This is a genomic window from Cellulosimicrobium sp. CpK407, from assembly GCF_051844275.1.
Taxonomy (GTDB): Bacteria; Actinomycetota; Actinomycetes; order Actinomycetales; family Cellulomonadaceae; genus Cellulosimicrobium; species Cellulosimicrobium cellulans_G.
Genome location: NZ_JBGNYC010000021.1, coordinates 1 through 21,468, shown reverse-complemented (window position 1 = coordinate 21,468; position 21,468 = coordinate 1). Strand labels below are relative to the sequence as shown.

General features: G+C 74.3%; 19 protein-coding genes and 1 pseudogene. 16 read left to right on the top strand and 4 right to left on the bottom strand.

The genetic code is table 11. The annotated features are described in order from the left end of the window. Positions 1–17 precede the first annotated feature (17 nt). Both ABWU78_RS10990 and ABWU78_RS10985 read left to right on the top strand, forming a co-directional pair. On the top strand, positions 18–200 hold the full coding sequence (locus tag ABWU78_RS10990; RefSeq protein WP_439158363.1) for a hypothetical protein: 183 nt from the start codon (positions 18–20) through the stop codon (positions 198–200). A 251-nt stretch (positions 201–451) separates the two neighbouring features. After that, positions 452–1,309: a formylglycine-generating enzyme family protein gene (locus ABWU78_RS10985; RefSeq protein ID WP_439158389.1), complete on the top strand. Its 858-nt coding sequence runs from the start codon at positions 452–454 to the stop codon at positions 1,307–1,309. An 82-nt stretch (positions 1,310–1,391) separates the two neighbouring features. On the opposite strand, the gene ABWU78_RS10980 is transcribed toward ABWU78_RS10985, so the two are convergent. After that, positions 1,392–1,889, bottom strand: a complete 498-nt coding sequence (locus ABWU78_RS10980; protein ID WP_439158362.1) for a DUF4190 domain-containing protein — start codon at positions 1,887–1,889, stop codon at positions 1,392–1,394. Positions 1,890–2,078: 189 nt separating this feature from the next. Here ABWU78_RS10980 and ABWU78_RS10975 point away from each other — a divergent pair, with 189 nt between their 5' ends. Together ABWU78_RS10975 and ABWU78_RS10970 are read left to right on the top strand one after the other, a co-directional pair. Then, complete coding sequence (locus ABWU78_RS10975) at positions 2,079–3,707, top strand: hypothetical protein (RefSeq protein WP_353708545.1); 1,629 nt, start codon at positions 2,079–2,081, stop codon at positions 3,705–3,707. 109 nt (positions 3,708–3,816) lie between these two features. Continuing rightward, the gene (locus tag ABWU78_RS10970) at positions 3,817–5,337 is read left to right on the top strand and encodes a family 20 glycosylhydrolase (protein ID WP_439158361.1); all 1,521 of its coding nucleotides are present in this window, start codon (positions 3,817–3,819) and stop codon (positions 5,335–5,337) included. A gap of 4 nt (positions 5,338–5,341) precedes the next feature. On the opposite strand, the gene ABWU78_RS10965 is transcribed toward ABWU78_RS10970, so the two are convergent. Then, positions 5,342–7,120, bottom strand: a complete 1,779-nt coding sequence (locus tag ABWU78_RS10965; RefSeq protein ID WP_439158360.1) for a dolichyl-phosphate-mannose--protein mannosyltransferase — start codon at positions 7,118–7,120, stop codon at positions 5,342–5,344. A 34-nt stretch (positions 7,121–7,154) separates the two neighbouring features. Here ABWU78_RS10965 and rsmI point away from each other — a divergent pair, with 34 nt between their 5' ends. Continuing rightward, complete coding sequence (gene rsmI, locus ABWU78_RS10960; RefSeq protein WP_439158359.1) at positions 7,155–8,045, top strand: 16S rRNA (cytidine(1402)-2'-O)-methyltransferase; 891 nt, start codon at positions 7,155–7,157, stop codon at positions 8,043–8,045. Between the two features lie 19 nt (positions 8,046–8,064). Here the strand turns inward: rsmI and ABWU78_RS10955 are convergent, their stop codons facing one another. Then, positions 8,065–8,664 (bottom strand): isochorismatase family protein, encoded by a 600-nt coding sequence (locus ABWU78_RS10955; protein ID WP_253052809.1) that lies wholly within the window; start codon positions 8,662–8,664, stop codon positions 8,065–8,067. Between the two features lie 131 nt (positions 8,665–8,795). On the opposite strand from ABWU78_RS10955, the gene ABWU78_RS10950 reads away from it, so the two are divergent. From ABWU78_RS10950 to ABWU78_RS10925, 6 genes are all read left to right on the top strand, one after another. After that, entirely contained in the window at positions 8,796–9,179 is a 384-nt protein-coding gene (locus ABWU78_RS10950; RefSeq protein ID WP_439158358.1) for a lactococcin 972 family bacteriocin, read from the top strand. A gap of 95 nt (positions 9,180–9,274) precedes the next feature. Continuing rightward, positions 9,275–11,332 carry a hypothetical protein gene (locus ABWU78_RS10945; protein WP_353708549.1) on the top strand — a complete coding sequence of 686 codons (2,058 nt, stop codon included), beginning with the start codon at positions 9,275–9,277 and terminating at the stop codon, positions 11,330–11,332. Between the two features lie 2 nt (positions 11,333–11,334). Next, positions 11,335–12,012, top strand: coding sequence for an ATP-binding cassette domain-containing protein (locus tag ABWU78_RS10940; RefSeq protein ID WP_353708550.1), 678 nt, complete (start codon positions 11,335–11,337; stop codon positions 12,010–12,012). 68 nt (positions 12,013–12,080) lie between these two features. Next, the gene (locus tag ABWU78_RS10935) at positions 12,081–12,707 is read left to right on the top strand and encodes a ScbR family autoregulator-binding transcription factor (RefSeq protein ID WP_353708551.1); all 627 of its coding nucleotides are present in this window, start codon (positions 12,081–12,083) and stop codon (positions 12,705–12,707) included. Positions 12,708–12,785: 78 nt separating this feature from the next. Further along, positions 12,786–13,250: a MarR family winged helix-turn-helix transcriptional regulator gene (locus ABWU78_RS10930; protein WP_353708552.1), complete on the top strand. Its 465-nt coding sequence runs from the start codon at positions 12,786–12,788 to the stop codon at positions 13,248–13,250. A gap of 138 nt (positions 13,251–13,388) precedes the next feature. Further along, positions 13,389–14,573, top strand: coding sequence for an aminotransferase class I/II-fold pyridoxal phosphate-dependent enzyme (locus ABWU78_RS10925; RefSeq protein WP_047232459.1), 1,185 nt, complete (start codon positions 13,389–13,391; stop codon positions 14,571–14,573). Here the strand turns inward: ABWU78_RS10925 and ABWU78_RS10920 are convergent. Continuing rightward, entirely contained in the window at positions 14,557–15,366 is an 810-nt protein-coding gene (locus ABWU78_RS10920; protein ID WP_253052821.1) for an SDR family oxidoreductase, read from the bottom strand. The genes ABWU78_RS10925 and ABWU78_RS10920 overlap by 17 nt on opposite strands. Before the next feature lie 276 nt (positions 15,367–15,642). Between ABWU78_RS10920 and ABWU78_RS10915 the strand changes: the two genes are divergently transcribed. From ABWU78_RS10915 to ABWU78_RS10895, 5 genes and pseudogenes are all read left to right on the top strand, one after another. Further along, on the top strand, positions 15,643–16,908 hold the full coding sequence (locus ABWU78_RS10915) for a PQQ-dependent sugar dehydrogenase (protein ID WP_439158357.1): 1,266 nt from the start codon (positions 15,643–15,645) through the stop codon (positions 16,906–16,908). Between the two features lie 370 nt (positions 16,909–17,278). Next, entirely contained in the window at positions 17,279–18,562 is a 1,284-nt protein-coding gene (locus ABWU78_RS10910) for a G5 domain-containing protein (protein ID WP_439158356.1), read from the top strand. Between the two features lie 136 nt (positions 18,563–18,698). After that, the gene (locus ABWU78_RS10905; protein ID WP_439158355.1) at positions 18,699–19,235 is read left to right on the top strand and encodes a hypothetical protein; all 537 of its coding nucleotides are present in this window, start codon (positions 18,699–18,701) and stop codon (positions 19,233–19,235) included. Positions 19,236–19,330: 95 nt separating this feature from the next. Next, the gene (gene metG / locus ABWU78_RS10900; RefSeq protein WP_353708556.1) at positions 19,331–21,124 is read left to right on the top strand and encodes a methionine--tRNA ligase; all 1,794 of its coding nucleotides are present in this window, start codon (positions 19,331–19,333) and stop codon (positions 21,122–21,124) included. A 62-nt stretch (positions 21,125–21,186) separates the two neighbouring features. After that, positions 21,187–21,468: pseudogene (locus ABWU78_RS10895) on the top strand (hypothetical protein); the annotation flags it as partial.

Here is a 21,468-nt window from a genome sequence, read left to right as displayed (position 1 = left end):
GAGACTCGGCGATCCAGGTGCACATCAACGACAACGGTGATCACCGCCTGGTCCTGCTCGTCGCCCACGGGGACTCCGGGTTCGCACGTGCGATGCAGGGAGCCAGGAAATCTCTCAGCTTCGCGGGATCCGAGAAGTTCGCGGCGACCGTCTCGGAAGCGATCCGCTCCGCCGACCCGTCGTTCCAGCAGGTCGGCTGAGGCGAGCGGGGCAGCCCGTGCACGTCGCGCGGGCCGCCCGTGTACCGCACTGCTTGCTCAAGGGAGGTTCGGTTCGCGGCACCTTGCCGGGACGGCGTCGTGGCCGACGCGCGGCTGTCGCCCGGGCAGCGTGCGTCTGCCGGACACGTCCGCCGAGGGGGGAGCGGGACCGCCCGCCGCCCTCGGCGCGACCCTATGCTGGCCGCGTGGCCCTCACCGAGCTCGTCCCCGTCCCTGGTGGGACGTTCCGCATGGGTTCCGACCGGCACTACCCCGAGGAGGGGCCGGTGCACGACCGCGCGGTCGAGCCGTTCCTGCTGGAGCGGCACGCCGTGACGAACGCGCAGTACGCGGCGTTCGTCGCGGACACGGGGTACGTCACGGTCGCGGAGCGCCCGCTCGACCCGGCCGACTTCCCGGGAGCGGACCCGGCGGACCTCGTGCCCGGGGGTCTCGTGTTCACCCCGACGGCGGGCCCGGTGGACCTGCGCGACTGGCGGCAGTGGTGGCGGTGGCAGCCCGGGGCGTCGTGGCGCTCGCCGCAGGGGCCGGGGTCCGATGTCGCCGACCGCTCGGACCACCCGGTGGTGCTCGTCGCGTTCGAGGACGCGTCGGCCTACGCGGCGTGGGCGGGGCGCCGTCTGCCGACGGAGGCCGAGTGGGAGCGGGCCGCTCGCGGCGGGATGGAGGGGGCCGAGTACGCGTGGGGCGACGAGCTCGCGCCGGGAGGGCGGGCGATGGCGAACACGTGGCTCGGCCGTTTCCCCTATCTCAACGAGGGCTGGGGCGGGACGTCACCGGTCGGGTCGTACGAGCCGAACGCGTACGGGCTGCTCGACCTGATCGGCAACACGTGGGAGTGGACGGTCGACACGTTCGCGCCGCGCCACGTCGTCCCCGGCACGCGCGGGCCGGACGCCGGGGCACGGCCGAACCTCCTGGCGCCGACGACGTCGCCGCAGGTCATGCGCGTCACCAAGGGCGGATCCCACCTGTGCGCGCCCGAGTACTGCCGCCGGTACCGGCCGGCTGCCCGGTCGCCGCAGTCGGACGACAGCGCGACGACGCACCTCGGGTTCCGCTGCGCCGTCGACGTCGACGCCGCCTGACGGACGACGAAGGCCTCCGCCGGACGGCGGGGGCCTTCGTCGTGCAGGGAGAGCAGACACGGCCCTCCGAACAGCGTGAACGTCAGCCGCAGGTGTACGTGACGCCGTCCTCGAAGTGCGTGCCCGGACCGAGCTCGGCGCACTTCTCGAGGACCGCGGAGGTGGTGACGCCGATGATGATGCCGACGACGATCGAGATCACCAGCATGATGGCGCCGACGATGATGCCCGCGAGGGCGACGCCGTTCTTGTAGCCGGCCTTCTTCGACTTGTTGAAGGCGATGATGCTGAGGATCAGGCCCACGATCGACAGGCAGCCGAGGAACGACAGCACGAGGCCGACGATGCCCATCGTCTTGCCGGGGTCCTGGGCCGGGGCGGAGTACCCCGGGGTGCCGCCCTGCGGAGCGTTGTACTGCGGCGCCTGCGGCGCGCCGTACTGGGGTGCCTGCGGGGCGCCGTACTGCGGGGCCTGCGGCGGCTGCTGGGGCTGGCCGGGCTGCGGCGCGCCGTACGCGGGCGGTCCGGACGGCGTCCCGCCGGGCTGCGGGTTCTGGTCGGGCTGGTCGGGGGTCGACATGCGATCTCCTCGGCGATGGGTTCGGGCCCGGCCAGTATGCCGGTCGAGGCCGCCCGGCGTCCCGCGCGCCCGCGGCGCGTCCCGAACACGGGTCGCCGGTTCGTCCGCCGTCCACCCGACGGGCCGACCGTCACGAGTCCCACACATCCGTGTGTCGGCGGGGCGTGGGGCATGCGCGATGATGGGGGCGTGAACTCTCGGAAGGTCCGATTCGTCCCTGTCGCCCTCCCCGTCGTCCTCAGCCTCGGTGCCGTCACGGCGCTCGGCGGCTGTGCCGCGGAGAGCGCGAAGGCCGACGGGCCGTCCGCGGCCGAGACCGGGCTCGTCGCACGCGCGGCGGAGCCGAGCGACGGCGTGCTCGTGCTCGACTCGGTCGACCCGGCGGAGCTCGCGCTGACGAGCAGCCAGGCCTTCTTCACGTCCGCCCCCGTGGTCGTCCTCGCCGTCGCCGACGACGAGGCCGCGCGGGCCACGGCGGCCGCCGCCGCGGTCGAGCTCGCGGCGCCCGTGCTCCTGGTCGGTGGTGCCATCTCCGACGGCGGGCTGCGCACGGAGCTCGCCCGGCTCGGCACGGTCGCCGTCGTCGAGGTCGGCGAGGCGGACGCGCCCCCGGGGCAGGACGACGCGGGCGAGGTCCCCGAGCGCGCGACGCTGGGCGACGTCGAGGGCGTCGAGCGCGTCCTGCTCGACGTGGGCGCGCTCGGTGCGGACGGGTCGCTCGACCAGCACGACCTCGACGACGTCCGGGACGCGCTCCCCGAGCGCGGCGAGCCGGAGACGCTCACGGAGGTCCTCGCACTCACCGAGCCGGGGAGCCTCGACGCCGCGGGCGGCCCGCAGTCCGCGGCGATCGCGACGGCGCGCGCGGCCGGGGCGGTGCCGCTCGAGGTGCCGCAGGGTGACCCGCGGTCCTCGGCGGAGGTCGTCGACGCGCTCGCGGCGGCGAAGGCGCTCGCCGTCGTGGGCATCGGGGCGAGCTTCGGGTCCGCGGACGACCTGGCGTGGCGGCTGCGCACGGCCGAGGCGGGCATCCTGCTCCCGAGCGGGTCGCAGCTCGTGCTCGCCGACGGGGTGCGGTACGTGGCGGTCGAGGCGGACGCGGTGACCTCGGGGCTCGTGGCGGTGGGGGACCGGGCGGTGTCCGACGCCGTCTCGCGCGCACAGGACGCGGCGGCCTCGTACGCCGAGGCGGCCCCGGGCGACGTCGTGGTCCCGGTGCTCGAGGTCCCCGCGACCCGGGCGTCGTCGAGCGCGGGGACGGACCGGGACTACTCGACGGAGCTCCCGGCGGACGAGCTGCTGCCGCTCGTGGACGCCGCCGCGACGGCGGGGGTGCTCGTCGTCCTGCGGTTCGAGCCGGGGCGCGCGACCTTCGACGAGCAGGTGGCCGAGTACGCGGACGTCCTCGCCCGCCCGACCGTGGGGGTCGCCCTCGACGTCGACGCCCGTCGCGCCGGCGGGGGCGTGCCGACCGGCACGGTCGACGCGACCGAGCTGGGCGCGGCGATCGACGCGGTGGGGGAGGTCGTGCGCACGGCGGGGCTCCCGCAGAAGCTCGTCGTGCTGCAGCGCTCGGACGCGGACGCCATCCGCGACGCGGCCGGCCTCGACCTCGGGTCCGGCGAGACGGCGGTCGTGCTGCAGTCCACCTCCGGCGACGGCTACGGCGCGCGCGTCCGCGACTGGGGCGTGCTGCTCGACGGCCTGCCGCAGGGGCTGGTCGGCGGGTGGACCACCGGGTCCTCCGACCCGGCGCGCGACGTCGAGGGCGTGCTCTCGCTCGACCCGAGCCCTCGCTACGTCGCTCCCTCGCGCTGACCCGAGGTGCGCCCCGAGGCGGTTGGTCGGGGCAGGAGGCCCGGGTTAGGGTGTGGTGCTCGCAAAAGCCGAATCGATTCGATCCCAGCCCCAGACGACGAGGTACCCGATGGTCTCGATCATCCCCCAGCCCCTGCAGGTCGAGCCCGGCGCGGGCCACGTCCCCGTCTCCGCGCTGGAGGTCCACACGCTCGGTGTCGAGCGGACCGCGCCCTGGCTCGGGGACCTGACCGCCACGCTCCTGAGCGGACTCGACGGCGTCGTCGCGACGCACGAGGACCCGGCGTCCGGCGGCCCCGGCCCGTCGGCCGCGGCGGGTGCGGTGACGGGCCCCGCGGCCCCCACCGCCGTCGTGCTCCGGATCGACGCGGAGGCGGGTCCCGCGGGCTCGACGAGCCCGGAGCGGTACAGCCTCGTCGTCGACGACGGCGGCGTGACCGCGACCGCGGCCGAGCCGGCCGGCCTGTTCCACGCGGTGCAGACGCTCCGGCAGCTCGTCGAGACCCCCGGCCCGGGCGACGTGCCTGCGCGGGTGCCGCACGTCGTCGTGCACGACGCGCCGCGCTACCCCTGGCGCGGCCTGTCCGTCGACGTCGCGCGGACGTTCTTCGACCTCGACGCGCTGCGCGCCGTGATCGACGTCGCCGCGGCGTACAAGCTCAACGTGCTCCACCTGCACCTCACGGACGACCAGGGCTGGCGCATCGAGTCGCCGTCCCGGCCCGAGCTCGCCAAGCTCTCCTCGGGGAGCGACACGTCCGGCGGGAAGGGCGGGCACCTGTCCCTCGCGGACTTCCGGGCGCTGCAGGACCACGCGGCGGAGCGCTTCGTGCGCGTCGTGCCGGAGATCGACGTCCCCGGCCACATCAACGCGGCGACGCACGTGTACGGCGACCTCATGCCCGACGGCGTCGCGACGGAGGCGTACGCCGGCATCGAGGTCGGCTTCTCGCGCCTCACCTTCGACCTGCCCGCGACCGAGCCGTTCCTGCGCGACGTGTTCACCGACCTGGCGCACGCGACCGACGGCGAGCACGTGCACCTCGGCGGCGACGAGGTGCTGAAGATGGAGCCCGCGGAGTACGCGCGGTTCGTCGAGCTGTGCGAGCGCCTGATTCTCGACGCCGGCAAGAAGCCGGTCGCGTGGCAGGAGGCGGCCAAGGCGCCGCTGCGCCCGGGCACGCTCGTGCAGTACTGGGACACGCACCCCATGGATCTCACGTACCTGGTCGACGCCGCGAAGGCCGGGGCGCGCATCCTCCTGTCGCCGGCGAACCGCGTCTATCTCGACATGCGGTACACGGCGGACTTCGATCCCGCGCTGGGTCAGGACTGGGCCGGCCTCGTCGAGGCGCGCGACTCCTACGACTGGGAGCCCGAGGAGGTCGTGCCCGGTCTGCCGGCCGACACGATCGAGGGCGTCGAGGCTGCGGTGTGGACCGAGCGCATCCCGACGCTCGACGCGCTGTTCACCATGCTCCTGCCGCGCCTGAGCGCCGTCGCGGAGGTGGGCTGGACCGCGCCGGAACGCAAGGACTGGGAAGGCTTCCGTCGCCGCGTCGCCCGCGAGGCGCACGCCTGGCGCCGCGCGGGGATCGCCTTCCACGAGTCGGCGCAGGTCGACTGGTGACGCGTCAGATCCAGGTGGGCAGCCACATGTGCAGGCGCCAGAACCAGTACGGCACCTGCCACGCCGTCCAGATCGGGTAGAAGAACACGCTGACGGCGCCGATCGTCGTGAGCAGGACCGTGAGCCCCACCCGCACGCGCGCCCGCGCGACCGGGCGGTGCTCGGTGCGTTCGAGCGCGAGCGTCATCGCGTACACGAGCGTGAGCACGACCCACGGGGTGAACACGATCGAGTAGAACGTGAAGATGGTCCGCTCGGCGTAGAGGAACCACGGCGCCCACCCCGCGACGATGCCGCTCAGCACGGCGAGCGCCCGCCAGTCCTTGAGCCGCACGAGCGCCCAGAGCGCGACGAGGATCGCGAGCGCCGCCGTCCACCAGATCACGGGGTTCCCGAGCGACGTGATCGCCCGGGCGCACCGCTCGACCTCGCACCCCGCCTCGCCGGGGTCGTAGGAGCGCCAGTAGAACGACGTGGGGCGCCACTGGAGGATCCACCCGAGCGGGTGGGCCTCGTAGGTGTGCTCGGACGTGAGCCCGTTGTGGAAGTCCCACATCTTGAGGTGGTACTCCCACAGCGACCGCAGCGCGGGCGGGAGCCACGGGACGCCCTCGCCGGGGTGCTCGAGCGCCCACTGGCGCATGTACGCCCCGGGGGTGCGGAACCACGACGTCCACGCGCCGAGGTAGGCGAGCGCCGCGGTCGGGAGCATGACGAGCGCGGCGGGGATCGCGTCGCGCACGAGCGCGTCCTCCCACCAGCGCCCGACGCCCGCCGTGCGCCGCGCCGTCGCGTCCCACAGCACCGACACGACGGCGAAGACGGCAAGGAAGTACAGCCCGGACCACTTGACCCCGCACGCGAGGCCCAGCGCGACGGCCGCCGCGAAGCGCCACCACCGCCACCCGAGGCCCGGCCCGTAGCGTCCGATCGTCCCGCCGGCGTCGAGGATCGCGCCGCAGCGGTCGGCGAGCCGCCGCCGGGCCTGCTCGCGGTCGAGAAGCAGGCACCCGAACGCGACGAGCACCCAGATCATGAGCATGTTGTCGAGCAGACCCGTGCGGGAGTGCACGATCGCCTCGCCGTCCACGGCCATGAGCGCGCCCGCGACGATCCCCATCGCCGTCGAGGCGAACAGGCGCCGCGCGATCCGCGCCACGAGCACGACGGCGACCACCCCGACGACCGCCGACGCGATCCGCCACGACCACGGGTTCTCCGCCCCGCCGAAGAACCTCATCCCGAGCGCGATCATCCACTTGCCGAGCGGGGGATGGACCACGTAGTCGGCGGTCGGGAGGAACGAGTTCACGTCCCCGGCCTCGAACGCCGGGTTGGGCTCCTCGGGCCAGTCGGCCTCGTACCCGACCTGGAGCAGCGTCCACGCCTGCTTGACGTAGTACGTCTCGTCGAACACGAGCGTTCCGGGGCGGCCGAGGTTCCACAGCCGCAGCACCGCCGCGACCGCGGCGACGATCGCGACCCCGAGCCACCCCCACAGCCGGTCGTGCGCGGTCGCCCCGAGGGCCAGGCGGCGCGGCCCGAGCAGCGCGAGCAGGAGGCGCTCGCGGTGCGTCAGGGCGGACGCGGCGTCGAGCTCGGTCCCGGCGGGCTCGGCGGCGTGCTCACCCGGGGACTCGCCCGGCGACTCGGCTGGGGCGTCGGACGCCTCGGCCTCGGGCGGTCGTCGGGTCGCGGCGTCGTCCGAGCGGTCGTCGGGGGCGTCGGACGCGGGCCGGGGCCCGGGGTGTGCGTCGGCGGGCGGCTGGGACACGCTGGCCATCGTAGGGGCACTCGGGTGTGGAACCCTGGGAGCCATGTCCTCCTCGACCGACGTGCCCGACGCCGACCGGCCCACGACCCCGCGGGAGGCCGGGCACCTGGTGCTCGGCGGCACCCCCATCGGCAACGCGGAGGACGCGAGCCCGCGCCTGCGGCGGCTGCTTGCCGAGGCCGACGTCGTGGCGGCGGAGGACACGCGCCGCCTGCACGCGCTCGCGGGCCGGCTGGGCGTGCAGGTCGGCGGTCGTGTCCTCAGCTTCCACGAGCACAACGAGACCGACCGCGCGGACGACCTGCTCGACGTCGTCGACGGCGGCGGGACGGTCCTCGTCGTCTCGGACGCGGGGATGCCGAGCGTGTCCGACCCCGGCTTCCGCGTCGTCGCCCGCGCGGTCGAGCGCGGGGTCCCCGTGACCACGGCGCCCGGGCCGAGCGCGGTGCTCACGGCGCTCGCGCTCTCCGGGCTCCCGACGGACCGCTTCTGCTTCGAGGGCTTCCTGCCGCGCAAGGCGGGCGACCGGTCGCGCGCGCTCGCGGCGCTCGCCGACGAGCCGCGCACGCTCGTGTTCTTCGAGGCGCCGCACCGCGTGGCGGAGACGCTCGCCGCGATGGCCGAGGCGTTCGGCGCGGACCGGCCGGCCGCCGTCGCGCGCGAGCTCACCAAGACCTACGAGGAGGTGCTGCGCGGGCCCCTCGCCGAGCTCGCGGAGCGCGCCGCCGAGGAGCAGCTCCGCGGGGAGATCTGCGTCGTGGTGGGGGGCGCGCCACCGCGCGGGCCGGTCCCGCTCGCCGACCTCGTGCCGGGCGTGCTGGCACGCGTCGACGGCGGCGAGCGGCTCAAGGAGGTCGTCGCGGACGTCGCCCAGGACGCGGGGGTCGCGAAGCGCGACCTCTACGAGGCCGCGCTGGAGGCGCGCCGCCGCTGAGACCGCGCGGGACGTGCCGTCAGCGCCCGACGGCGGTGCTCGGCTCGAGCGCGACCCCGGCGGCCGCGAGCTCTTCGCGCGCCGCGGCGCCCAGCTCGGGCGTGACGGGCACCGTGAGATCCGTGAGGACCCGGGTGGCGAGGCCGAGCGCGTGGGCGTCGAGCGCCGTCGCGCGCACGCAGTGCGACTCGGCGATGCCGACGACGTCGACCGCCTCGATCCCCGCGTCGCGCAGGACGTCCGCGAGCGGCCGACCGCCGACGTCGACCCCCTCGAACCCGGAGTAGGCGGCCTGGTACTCACCCTTCTTGACCCCGGCGTCCGGCGCGAGGTCGGCCAGCGCGGGGTGGAGCTCGGCGTTCGGCGTGCCCGCGATCCCGTGCGGGGGCCATGTGTCGACGAAGTCCGGCTCCGGGCTCCAGTGCTCGCCCGGGTCGACGTGCCAGTCCTGGGTCGTGACGACGAGGTCGTAGGCGTCGCGGTGGTCGCGCGCGTGGTCGGCGATGCGCTGCGCGACGGCGTTCCCGCCCTCGACCCCGAGCTCGCCGCCCTCGCAGAACGTGGGCTGGACGTCGACGACGATCAGCGCGCGGCGCGGCGCGGAGGTGCTCTCGCTCATACGCCCACTCTGCCACGGCGGAGACGAGAGACGGCGGGACGGCGGTCGCGAGAGTTGACTGACCGACCGACCGATCAGTAGGGTCTCCGCGGGGGGCAGCAGCCTCGCCTCACGATGACGAGAGGAGAGACATGTCAGTCATGACGAGCGACGTCCAGCGCGGCGCGCACGACGAGATCGAGCACACGAGGGCGCGTCGCCCGAGGCAGGGCCGCGCCCGCAGGGCGCTCGTCGGCGCGACGCTGAGCCTCGGGCTCGTCGCGGCCGGTGCGACCGCTGCGTACGCGACGCGCGTCTCGGCCGGCGGCGGGACCTGGGACTACGGCGTCACGAGCCTCGCCGCGAGCTACAACTGGTCGGACTACTACCACTCGTCGCGCGTGCACGGATCGAGCGTGACGGGTGACTCGGGCCTCGTGCGCTCGCTGTGCCGTGGCGGCGGGAGCTGGTCGACCGCCAGCGCGTGGGACAGCAACCCGTTCCGCATCGACAAGGCGTACTGGCGCCACTGCTGACCGCTGCGGCGAACGACCCCGGTCCCGGTCGCGCACGTGTCGCGACCGGGACCGGGCGGCTGCCCGAGCACGGCACGATCTGAGGAGCGCATGGCGTGAGGAGTCGAGGGATCCGGCTCGCGTACGCGATCCTGGCCGTGTACGCGTCGCTCGCGGCGTTCCTGTTCCTGCGCGCGATCGACGACCTGGGGCCGCTCGGTGCCACCGACATCCTCGTCGTGAGCGGGGAGGCGCCGACGTCGTCGAGCGCCCACGTGGTCGAGACGATCGAGCAGGTCGCCGCGCAGCACCGCGTGAACGTCGTGCGCTTCGTCGAGGACCTGCACGACCCGGCCCGGTCCCGGCACCTGTATCTCACGGTCGGCAACCCCGGGCTCGCCTCGGGCTCGTGGCTCGAGGACGGGTACCCGGCGTTCAGCCAGGACGTGCGCACGGCCGTGCACCCGCTGGCGGAGCGCGCGGACGTGGACCCGCGCGGGCACTACTTCACGTTCGGCGACCACGCCGCGACGCCGTTCCTCGCGGAGGCTCTGCGCGAGCAGGGGTACGTCGTCGAGACCCGGACCTACTACGCGCCCCCGCAGATCCTCGGGTGGCTCGTGACGCAGCCGCTCGCGCTCAGCGCGCTCGTCGCCGCGCTGCTCGTGGTCGTGGTCGTCGCCACGAGCGTGCTGACGAACGTCCGCGGATACGCCGTCCAGCGGCTGCACGGCGTGCCGCCGGCCCTGATCCTCGGCCGCGACCTGAGCCGGTCGCTCCCGGCGCTGGCCGTCACGCTCGGCACCGTCGCGCTCGTGGACGCCGGGCTGCTCACCCTGTACAACGGCGGGGCGCAGTGGCGTACGTTTGCCGCCGCGGCGGGAGTCCTCACCGCCGCGTTCGTGCTCCTCGCGCTCGTCACGCACGTGCTCGCGCTCGCGCTCGCGGGCGAGCGGCCGGTCCTCGAGGCGCTCAAGGGCAGGCTGCCGGCGCTCGCGACAGGCGTCGCGGTATACCTCGTGCGCGTCCCCGCCCTCGTCGTCACGATCGCGGCCGTCGTCGCGTCGAGCGTCGCCGCGGTCCAGCTCGCCGGGCAGGTCGAGGCGAGCGAACGCTGGGCGACCGCGGGGGAAGGGGTCCACGTCCTCTTCTCGCCGAACCTCTCCCAGGAGGAGTTCGACGCGCTCGCCGTCCCCGCGGGCGAGTGGTTGCTGGCGGCGGAGGGCGACGGGGACGTCGTCCTCGCGGGTCAGGGCGAGGTCTCCTGGGGGCGGGGGCTGCCGGGGCGGCACGACTCCCTCCTGGTCAACAACGCCTACCTCGCGCAGCAGGACGTGCGTGACGCCGACGGCGAACGGGTCGTCGAGCTTCCCGAGGACGTGGTGACGGTCCTGGTCCCGAGCCGCTACGAGGACGCGACCGCCTCGATCGTCGACGACGTGCAGATCTGGCTCGACGGCTTCTCGCGGGGCGCCCAGGACGTGGAGGTCCGCACCCGCGTGCTCGCGCCGGGGCAGGAGCTGTTCACGTACGGGGCCGCCACCCGTCCGAACGAGCCGGCCCTGCTGCGCGACGCCCTCGGGGTCGTCGTGAACGGGGGGTCCGGGGTCTTCGTGCCCGACGACCTCACCTCGCTGGGGACGAGAAAGGGGCTCGTCCTCACCGACGCCGCGACGGCGCGTGACGGGCTGGCCTCGGTGGGTGCGCAGGAGATCGCGATGGCGTACCAGCCGGTCGCGCTCGCCGCGGCGCAGGAGCACGCGGCGCTCGTGAACGACACCCGCCTCCAGGTGTTCAACGCCGTCGCCGCGCTCGCGGTGCTGCTCGGCACCTCCGTCGCGGTCGCGCAGGTCTCGACGCGCAAGAACGCCCAGTCGATCTTCGCCCGGCACATCAGCGGGTGGGGCTTCGTCCGCACGCACCGCGGCCTGCTGGGGGCCGAGCTCGCGCTGGCGCTGGCCGTCGTGGCGTGGTCGGTGTGGACCACGGTGTCGGGGCTCACCGCGACCGTCCGCCCCGGGGCGGACCCGACGACCTCGCAGGCGCTCGTCGTCCTCGGCCACTGGCAGCCGGTGCTCCTCGCCGCCGTCGTCGCGGTGAGCCTGGCCGCGCTCGTCGGCGCGCTCGCGGTCCTCGGCCGCCGTCTCGTCCGTACCCGATCCTCGGAGGCCTGACCATGACCGGACCGACGACCCTCGTGGTCGACGAGCTCAGCAAGGCGTTCGGCCGCCGCACGCTGTGGGAGGGCCTGTCGTTCACCGTGGAGCCCGGGAGCATGGTGGCGCTCACGGGCCGCAGCGGGTCGGGCAAGTCGACGCTCCTCAACTGCATCGGTCTGCTCGAGCCCGTGACCGCGGGACGGATCGTCGTGGACGGCACCGACCTGACCAGGCTCGGGCGCCGTCGTACCCGGCAGTTCCGCCGGGACGCGCTGGGGTACCTCTTCCAGAACTACGCCCTGGTCGACAACGCGTCCGTCGACGCGAACCTCGCCATCGCCGCCCGCGGGCGCAGGGCGAGCCGGCGGACGACGTTCGAGGCTGCGCTCGAGCAGGTCGGGCTCGCCGGTCGCGGCGGGGAGCCGGTGTACCAGCTCAGCGGCGGGGAGCAGCAGCGGGTCGCGCTCGCACGGCTGGTCGTCAAGGACCCGTCCGTCGTGCTCGCCGACGAGCCCACCGGCGCCCTCGACCACGACAACGCCGAGATGGTCGTGTCGTCGCTCCGGTCGTTCGCCGAGGGCGGCGCGACCGTCGTCATCGCGACCCACTCCGAGCAGGTGGCCTCGGCGTGCGACCGTCGCGTCGACCTCGACGGGATCCGCGCGGGCGGCTTGACGACCTCGATCGGCGCGTGACGCGCGCGGCCACGTCATCTCGTACCCTGGCGCAGGGGGAGCGATCCAGGACGACGTGAAGAGGTGCCGTGCCCCCGACGACCCGCAGCGAGCAGAAGGCGGCGACCCGCCGGAGGATCCTCGAGGTCGCCGCGGCGCACTTCGCCGCGAAGGGCTACGCCGCGACGTCGTTGAACGACCTCTCCGCGGCGCTCGGCCTCACCAAGGGCACGATCTTCTTCCACTTCAGCTCCAAGGCGGAGCTCGCCCGCGCGATCTCCGAGGACGTCGCCGAGCAGTGGGTCCCGCTGCGCGCGGCGCACGAGGAACGAGGGACCCGGGGCCTGGCCGCGCTCGTCGACGCGTCGCGCCAGGTGGCGACCGTCTACCGGGAGAGCGCCGTGTTCCGCGCGGCCTCCCGGCTGCGGCTCGAGGCCGAGAACATCGACGCGGACCTCCCCGTCCCGTTCGTCGGCTGGATCGACCTGGCGCGGACGTACCTCGCCCAGGCGGCCGCCGACGGCGAGCTCGCCGAGGGTGTCGACGTCGACGAGACGGCGTGGCACGTCGTCGCCTGGTTCGACGGGGTGCAGACGGTGTCGACCCACCTCACGCACCTGGACGACCTCACGGACCGGGTCGACGGCATGTGGCGGATCCTCCTGCGCGCCGTCGCACGCGACCCGGAGGGTGTGCTCGGCGCGCGGGAGGACTGAGCGTCGCGTGACGTGGCGGGTGGGAGGTCGCGGTGCGACAGTGGACGGACCCGCCGACGACGAGCACGGAGGTCTCCCGTGAGCGACCAGGAGTCGACACCGTCCGGTCCGCCGGAGCGCCCGATCGGGTACTGGCTCAAGCTCGTCGACCGGCTCATCGACGAGAGCTTCGACGGCGTGTTCCAGCACTCCGGGCTCACGCGCCGGCACTGGCAGGTGCTCAACACCATCCGGGACGGCGTGAGCGAGGAGACGAGCGTCGACGGCGTCCTCTCGCCCTTCACGGGGGCGGCGCCCGGGCCGGGGCACGGGGCGAGCGCCGTGACGGCGGAGATCGACGACCTCGTCCGCCGCGGCTGGGTCGCGCGCGACGGCTCGGGCAGCCTGTCCGTGACCGTCGCGGGCAACCACGCCTACCACGACCTGCTCGACGCGGTGTCGGTCTCGCGCGAGCGGGTCGCTGACGGCATCAGCCGCGCGGAGTACGCGCAGACGGTCGCGACGCTCGAGCGCATGGCGCGCAACCTCGGCTGGGACGGCTGAGCCGCTCCCCCGAGGAGCCGGCGCGCGCCGTCGCGACGAGACGGGACGCGCGGCGTCCGGCAGCAGGCGTACCCTGCGAGACCCGCGACCCGCGCGCACCCCGCGCCCGGGAGCGCCGCACAGAGCTGGAGCACTGCGATGGAGTTCCGCCGGATCCCCGGTCTGCCGCCCTACGTCTTCACCATCATCGACGGGCTCAAGATCGAGGCACGCCGAGCGGGCCGCGACGTCGTCGACCTCGGCTTCGGCAACCCGGACCTGCCCAGCCCGCAGGTCGCCGTCGACAAGCTCGCCGAGGCCGCGCAGAACTCGCGCAACCACCGCTACTCCGCGTCGCGCGGCATCCCCAAGCTCCGCGAGGCCGTCGCGGGCCTGTACCAGCGCCGGTTCGGCGTGAGCCTCGACCCGGACACCGAGATCATCTCGACCATCGGTGCCAAGGAGGGCTTCAGCCACCTCATGTGGGTGCTGCTGCAGCCGGGCGACGTCGCGCTCGTCCCCACCCCGAGCTATCCCATCCACATCTGGGGCCCCTACTTCGCGGGCGCCGACGCGCGCCAGGTCCCCATCGGCGACGGGACCGACGCCGCGGGCTACATCGACCGCATCATCGAGGCGTGGGAGCTCGGCTGGCCCAAGCCGCGCGTCGTCGTGCTGTCGTTCCCGCACAACCCGACGACGACGGTGGCGACCAAGGAGGACCTCCAGCGCCTCGTCGACTGGGCGCGGGACAAGGACGTCGTGCTCGTGCACGACCTCGCGTACGCCGACATGACGTTCGACGGGTTCGAGCCGCCGTCGATCATGGAGTGCGAGGGCGCGCGCGAGGTCGCGGTCGAGCTGTACTCCATGACGAAGTCGTTCTCCATGGCGGGCTGGCGCGTCGCGTTCCTCGTGGGCCGCCGCGACGTCGTCGGGGCGCTCGCGAAGCTCAAGAGCTACCTCGACTACGGCACGTTCCAGCCCATCCAGATCGCCGCGACCGTCACGCTCAACGAGGCGACGGAGTTCCCGCAGGAGATCTCGTCCGTCTACGCGTCGCGCCGCGACGCCCTCTACGACGGCCTGCAGCGCATCGGCTGGGACATCCACAAGCCCGGCGGGACGATGTTCGCGTGGGCCCGCATCCCCGAGCCGTACCGCGACATGGGCTCGATCGAGTTCGCGACGCACCTCGTCGAGGAGTGCGACGTCGCGGTGTCCCCGGGCGTCGGGTTCGGCCCCGGCGGCGACGAGTTCGTGCGGTTCGCGCTCATCGAGAACGAGCACCGCATCGGTCAGGCGATCCGGGGACTCAAGCGCGGGCTCACCCGGCTGGCGTAGGCGTCGTCCCCGTCCACACGTCGTCCCCGCGCAGCACGGCGTCGGCGCCGCCGTCGTCGTAGATCGTCTGCCCGGTGACGTGGGTGTTCACCGGGTCGGTGAGCCACAGCAGCAGGCTCGCGACCGACTCGGGGGACTGGTGCCCGTGCAGGGGCATCGGGACGGCGGCGTCGACCATCGCGGCGGACTCCGGGGTCGCGAGCAGCGCGGTCGTCATGGGCGTGAGCACCGTCCCCGGGGCGACGGCGTTGAGCGGGATCCCGCGGCCCGCCCACGCGGGGGTGACGCTCTCGCGCCGCACCCACCGCGAGAGCGCCCGCTTGGACGACGGATAGCTGAGGTAGCCGACCTCGGGCCCCTCGTCCGCGAGCGCCGCGGCGACGCGCAGCGCCGTGTCCTCGTCGTCCGCGAGGCACGCCGCGACGAGCTCGTCGGACACCGGCTGCAGGGTCGCCATCGACGACACGACGGCGGCGCGCGGCGCGTCCGACCGTTCGAGCGCCGGGAGCAGCGCGGTGAGGAGCCGTGCGACGCCGAAGAAGTTCACCGCGACGGTCTTCGGCACCGGGGCGGCGATGCCCGCGCACGCGATCACGGCGTCGACGCGCCCGTCGGCGAGCGTCATGACGCGGTCGGCGGCCTGCGCCCGGCCGTCGGGGACGCTCAGGTCGGCCTCGACCTCGGCGTCGCGCAGGTCGACACCGATCACCCGGTCTCCCCGGTCGCGCAGCAGCGCGGCGGTGGACGCCCCGACCCCCGACGCCGAACCCGTGACCACGTACGTCCGCGACATGCGTACCGACCTCCTCGCCGGCTCCTCCGGGCCTCGGGGGAGCTCCTGGTACCAGCGTGCCTCGCCGCGGGTGGGCGTGCGGCCGCCGAAGGGCCGCGCAGGCGGGCCGGAGGTCCCGAGCAGCCGAGCACGGTGACGAGGCCCGTCCAGGCGCGGAGGTGCGTGCCGAGCAGCCGCGCCACGAGCGGGCGCAGGAGGGTGGTCGGCACGGTGCGGAGCGCGACCGCGCCGTGCCCGGCTCGTGCGGCGGCGCCCGCGGCGCGCGACGATGGGCGCATGCCTGCCGACCGGTCGTCCGCGCCCCGGGCGTGGCCCGCGGTCGTGGTGGGGGCCGCCGTCGTGCTGCTGGCGGCGTGCACGCCCGACGGTCCGGAACCCGCACCGGGTCCGTCGGTCACGACGACCGCACCCGGTCCGTCCGTCACGACCGCCCCCGAGACCGGCAGCGTCGAGACGACCGCGCCGGTGCCCGACGCCGCCCTCGTCGTCGTGCCTGAGGTGCGCGTGGACGTGACCGAGGTGGCGACCGGGCTCTCCGCGCCGTGGGGGCTGGCGGCGCTCGCGGACGGGACGCTGCTCGTCTCGTTGCGCGACGAGCGCGGCCTGGTCGTCGTCGACCCGGCGACGGGCGTCGTCGAGCCCGTCACGGGCCCGGGCGCGGACGACCTGCGCGACGGCACGGTCGCGACCGGCGAGGCGGGCCTGCTCGGGGTCGCGGTCGGGCCCCAGGGCGGTGCGGCGCCGGGGGAGGTGTTCGTCTACCGGACCGCCGACGGCGGCAATGAGGTGCTGCGGGGGACGCTCGCCGGTCGCGAGCTGTCGAGCCTCACCCCGGTCCTGCAGGGTGTCCCGGCGGCGTCGACGCACGACGGCGGCCGGCTCGCGTTCGGGCCGGACGGCTTCCTGTACGTGACGACGGGGGACGCGCAGCAGCGCGGCGCCGCGCAGGTCGCGGGTGCGCTCAACGGCAAGATCCTGCGCCTGACGGTGGACGGCGCGCCCGCGCCGGGGAACCCGGACCCGGCCTCGCCGGTGTGGAGCCTGGGGCACCGCAACGTCCAGGGGATCGCGTGGGACGTGACGGGCCGCATGCTCGCGTCGGAGTTCGGCCAGGACACGTTCGACGAGCTCAACGTCGTCGTGCCGGGCGGGAACTACGGCTGGCCGGAGGTCGAGGGAGTGGGCGGCGCGGCGTCGGGGTTCGTGGACCCGGTGGCGACGTGGTCGACGGCGGACGCCTCGCCGAGCGGGCTGGCCGCGACCCGGGAGGGCGCGTACCTGGCGGGGCTGCGGGGGCAGACGTTGTGGCGCGTGCCGTTCGCGACGCCCGACGGCGGAGGGTCGGCAGACGCGTTCGGCCCGCCCCAGGCCGTGCTCGCGGACCGGGGTCGGCTGCGCGCCGTCCTGGTGGACCCCGCGACGCCGCTCGGCGACGACGGGAGCGCCGTGCTGTACGTGCTGACCAACAACACCGACGGGCGCGGGGACCCGCGCGACGGCGACGACCGGCTGCTGCGGGTCACGGTGACGCCCGCGGGGTGAGCCCGTCGCGCACGCGTCGGTCCGGGACCCCCTGTCGCGAGATCGACCCGAGCGTCCGAGATCGACCCTCCGGAGGCCGACTTCGCGACGGTGGGGTCGATCTCGGCGGACGTGCGGGCTGAGCAGGTGGTTTGGAGCGTGATAACGAATCGGTTACGGTCGAGTGTCTCGCGTTGCCGCTCACCGGGTACAGGTGTAGTGGCCGGCCGTGGGACGCGGTCTCCGTCGAGCACCCAGGGTGCCGGGGGTCCGCAGGACGGCCGGATCGGCTGGTCGAACCGGGTGTCGCCCGTGCCGCGGTGCGGAGCGCCCCGGGGCGCGCGTGCGCCGTCGACCCCCGTGCCCGGGACCCCCGACGACTTGGACCAGAGTGCACAACCCCTTCCGCTTCCGCGCGCCCCGCCACCGTGACGTCGAGACCGACGCACCGGACGTCGCCCCCACCGAGACCGCCCACGAGACCTCCGAGACGCCCAGCCGTCGCGCCGCCCGCTCCGCGCGGACCCTGCGCGCGACACGGCGGCGCCGCTGGTCCGTCGTCGGCGCGGCGACCGCCGTCGTGCTCGTCGGCTCGGGCGCCGTCGCCTACGGCGAGGCCAGCAAGACCGTGACGATCGACGTCGACGGCGAGCTGACGACCGTGAGCACGCTCGCCGGCTCGGTCTCGGGCGCGCTCGACGCCGCCGGCGTCGAGGTCGGCGCGCGCGACCAGGTCGCGCCCGACCCCGGGTCGGCCCTCGACGACGGCGACGAGGTCGTGGTGCGCCTCGGCAAGAAGGTCACCGTCCAGACCGACGGCGAGCAGTCCGACGTCTGGCTCACCGCGCTCGACGCGGACGAGGCGCTGCAGACCCTCGCCGAGCGCGGCGGCGACGTGCGCCTCGTCGCGTCCCGGTCCGGCGAGCGCGCGTCGCTCGACCTGCGCCTCGACACCGACGGCCCGGTGAACGTCGTCGCCGACGGCACGACGACGGTCGCCCCGGACGGCAGCATCGGCATCCCCGCCATCCTCGACCAGCATCGCATCGAGCTCGGTGAGCTCGACCGCGTGAGCGTGCAGCGCGTCGACGCGCCCGAGCCCGGCGCGCCCACGGTCTCGCTCGTCGTCCAGCGCGTCGTCGTCGAGCAGCAGCAGACGACGACGCCCGTCCCGCACGGGACCGTCCAGCAGCCCGACGACTCGAAGTACACCGACGAGTCCGCGGTCGCCCAGGCCGGGGCCGACGGCGTGACCACGACGACGTTCGAGGTCACGCTCGTGGACGGCGTCGAGGAGTCGCGCGAGCAGCTCTCGCAGGAGGTCACGACCGCGCCCGTGGACGAGGTCGTCGTCACCGGCACGCAGGAGCGCCCGAAGGACCCGCGCGCGATCGGGCAGGCGATGGCCGCCGCGCGCGGCTGGACCGGTGCGCAGTGGACGTGCCTGGAGAAGCTCTGGACCAAGGAGTCCAACTGGAACCCGACGGCGGACAACCCGACGTCGAGCGCCTACGGCATCCCGCAGTCCCTTCCGGGCTCGAAGATGGCGAGCAAGGGCGCCGACTGGGCGACCAACCCCGCGACGCAGATCGCGTGGGGCCTGGACTACATCGCGGGCTCCTACGGCTCGCCGTGCGGCGCGTGGTCCCACTCGCAGGCGGTCAACTGGTACTGACGGACGTACCGAGCCGACCCGGACCCGCACGGGCCCGCGACCCCCAGGTCGCGGGCCCGTCGTCGTCCCCGGTTCCTCGGCAGGTTCTGCACGTCGCCGCCACCGGGGCGAGCGCCTGGCCCGATACCGTCCGGGCGTGGGGCGACGAGGACGGCGCGCGAGCGACCGGCGGGCGCGCGCGGTGCTCGTGCCCGCGACGGCGCTCCTCCTTCTCGTCGTGTCGGTGGCGGCGATCGGCGGCGTGCTGCTGGGACGCGTGCTCGACCGCTCCGTGCCGGCTGTCGAGGACGGGTGGCGCGCGTGGCGCGGGGTGGACGAGGACGACGAGCGGTACGTCGCCGACCTGGTCGCCGACGTCGAGTCCTGGCCTGGCGTGGACGACGTGGCGGAGCCCCCACCGATCCGCCGTGGGCTCCTCGACCGGGTCGTACGTGTCCCCGTGGTGGTCACCGTCGCGGAGACGCTGACCGACCCGGACGCCGACTCTCTGGGCGAGCGGATCTGCGGCGCGACGAACGCCGCGAGCGTCCACGGCTTCGACGTCTCGTTCCGTCTGGAGCGCGCCGACGTCGCGGTGGGCGTCGACTGTCGAGAGGTCGCCCAGGCCGCCGAGACGACGGCAGCGCTGAAGGAGGCCTTCGTCGACCCCCGTGGTGGTGCCAGCGACGGCTGACGACGGACGGCCCGGCCCGGTGGCAGCACGGCGGGAGTCCAGGGTCCCGAGACGCCCCCGCAGAGCGCGCTGCGGCCCGACTAAGATCGGGCACCATGACCCACATCCTCTCGGCCGTGGCGTGGCCGTATGCCAACGGGCCGCGCCACATCGGCCACGTCGCAGGTTTCGGTGTCCCGTCGGACGTCTTCAGCCGGCACATGCGCATGGCGGGTCACGACGTCCTCATGGTCTCGGGCACCGACGAGCACGGCACGCCGATCCTCGTGCAGGCGGACAAGGAGGGCGTGAGCCCGCAGGAGCTCGCGGACCGGTACAACCGCGTCATCGTCGAGGACCTGCACCAGCTCGGGCTGTCGTACGACCTCTTCACGCGCACCACGACGCGCAACCACTACGCCGTCGTGCAGGAGATGTTCCGCACGGTCCACAAGAACGGGTACATGGTCGAGCAGACGACCATGGGCGCGATCTCGCCGTCCACGGGCCGCACGCTGCCCGACCGCTACATCGAGGGCACGTGCCCCATCTGCGGCTACGACGGCGCGCGCGGCGACCAGTGCGACAACTGCGGCAACCAGCTCGACGCGATCGACCTCATCAACCCGCACAGCCGCATCAACGGCGAGACGCCCAAGTTCGTCGAGTCGAACCACTTCTTCCTGGACCTGCCCGCGTTCGTCGACGCGCTGGGGGACTGGCTGCGCACGCGCACCGCGTGGCGCCCGAACGTCCTGAAGTTCTCGCTCAACCTGCTCGACGACGTGCGCCCGCGCGCCATGACGCGCGACATCGACTGGGGCATCCCGGTCCCGCTGCCCGGGTGGGAGGAGAACTCGAGCAAGCGCCTGTACGTGTGGTTCGACGCGGTGATCGGGTACCTCTCGGCATCGATCGAGTGGGCGCGGCGCAGCGGCGACCCGGACGCGTGGCGCGCGTTCTGGAACGACCCCGAGGCGCGGTCGTACTACTTCATGGGCAAGGACAACATCACGTTCCACTCCCAGATCTGGCCGGCCGAGCTGCTCGGCTACGACGGCCGCGGGAGCAAGGGCGGGGCGCCGGGCCCGTACGGGAACCTCCAGCTCCCGACGGAGGTCGTGTCGAGCGAGTTCCTCAACGTCGAGGGCCAGAAGTTCTCCTCCTCGCGCGGCGTCGTCATCTACGTGCGCGACATGCTCGCCCGCTACCAGCCGGACGCGTTCCGGTACTACGTGGCGTCGGCCGGTCCGGAGACGCAGGACGTCGACTTCACGTGGGCGGACTTCCAGCGCCGCACGAACGACGAGCTCGTGGCCGGCTGGGGCAACCTCGTCAACCGCACGGCGAACCTCGTGCACAAGAACTTCGGCGCGATCCCGGAGCCGGGGCAGCGCCAGCCGATCGACGAGGGCGTCCTCGCGACGACGACGACCGCGTTCGGCCGCGTGGGCGAGCTCATCGCGACGCACCGCCAGCGCGCCGCCGTCGCCGAGGCCATGAAGACGGTCGGCGAGGTGAACAAGTACGTGTCGGACACCGAGCCGTGGAAGCTCAAGACCGACCCGGACCGGCTCGCGACCGTGCTGCACACCGTGACCCAGGCCGTGAGCGACCTCAACACGATCCTGTCGCCGTTCCTGCCCCACTCGGCGCAGCAGGTGCACGAGGCGTTCGGCGGCACGGGCACGTTCGCCGCCCAGCCGCGCATCGACGAGGTGACCGACCTCGACGACGACTCGCGCCACTACCCGGTCATCACGGGCGACTACCGCGCCGAGGGCCTGGCGACGTGGGAGCCGAAGGCCGTCGTGCCGGGCACCCCGGTCGGCAAGCCGACGCCGGTGTTCACCAAGCTCGACGACTCGATCGTCGAGGAGGAGCTCGACCGCCTGCGCGAGACCGCCTGACGGTGGCGAAGCAGCGCGAGCGCGGGTGGCCGCCGGACCCGGAGCCGCTTCCGGTCCCGGTGGTGGACAACCACACCCACCTCGACTCGATCCCTCACGTCCTCCCCGATCCCCGGGGCCCCCGCGAGTCCCCGCAGCGGAGCGAGGACGACTCGTGGGGGTGGGGCGACGTCCCCGCCCCGACCGTCACGGACCACCTGGCCCGGGCGGCGGCCGCGGGGGTGGACCGCGTGGTGCAGGTCGGCTGCGACCTGCCGTCGGCCCGCTGGACCGACGCCCTGCTGCGCGGCGACCAGGTGGTCTGGGGGGTCGAGCAGGCGGATCCGGGTTGGTCCTGTGACGGG

What these genes read in the sequence shown, in the direction of transcription:
- ABWU78_RS10985 (WP_439158389.1), top strand. Translation starts at nt 452, where the DNA reads ATGGGTTCCGACCGGCACTACCCCGAGGAGGGGCCGGTGCACGACCGC.
- ABWU78_RS10980 (WP_439158362.1), bottom strand. Translation starts at nt 1,889, where the DNA reads ATGTCGACCCCCGACCAGCCCGACCAGAACCCGCAGCCCGGCGGGACG.
- ABWU78_RS10970 (WP_439158361.1), top strand. Translation starts at nt 3,817, where the DNA reads ATGGTCTCGATCATCCCCCAGCCCCTGCAGGTCGAGCCCGGCGCGGGC.
- ABWU78_RS10965 (WP_439158360.1), bottom strand. Translation starts at nt 7,120, where the DNA reads ATGGCCAGCGTGTCCCAGCCGCCCGCCGACGCACACCCCGGGCCCCGG.
- rsmI (WP_439158359.1), top strand. Translation starts at nt 7,155, where the DNA reads ATGTCCTCCTCGACCGACGTGCCCGACGCCGACCGGCCCACGACCCCG.
- ABWU78_RS10955 (WP_253052809.1), bottom strand. Translation starts at nt 8,664, where the DNA reads ATGAGCGAGAGCACCTCCGCGCCGCGCCGCGCGCTGATCGTCGTCGAC.
- ABWU78_RS10950 (WP_439158358.1), top strand. Translation starts at nt 8,796, where the DNA reads ATGTCAGTCATGACGAGCGACGTCCAGCGCGGCGCGCACGACGAGATC.
- ABWU78_RS10940 (WP_353708550.1), top strand. Translation starts at nt 11,335, where the DNA reads ATGACCGGACCGACGACCCTCGTGGTCGACGAGCTCAGCAAGGCGTTC.
- ABWU78_RS10925 (WP_047232459.1), top strand. Translation starts at nt 13,389, where the DNA reads ATGGAGTTCCGCCGGATCCCCGGTCTGCCGCCCTACGTCTTCACCATC.
- ABWU78_RS10920 (WP_253052821.1), bottom strand. Translation starts at nt 15,366, where the DNA reads ATGTCGCGGACGTACGTGGTCACGGGTTCGGCGTCGGGGGTCGGGGCG.
- ABWU78_RS10915 (WP_439158357.1), top strand. Translation starts at nt 15,643, where the DNA reads ATGCCTGCCGACCGGTCGTCCGCGCCCCGGGCGTGGCCCGCGGTCGTG.
- metG (WP_353708556.1), top strand. Translation starts at nt 19,331, where the DNA reads ATGACCCACATCCTCTCGGCCGTGGCGTGGCCGTATGCCAACGGGCCG.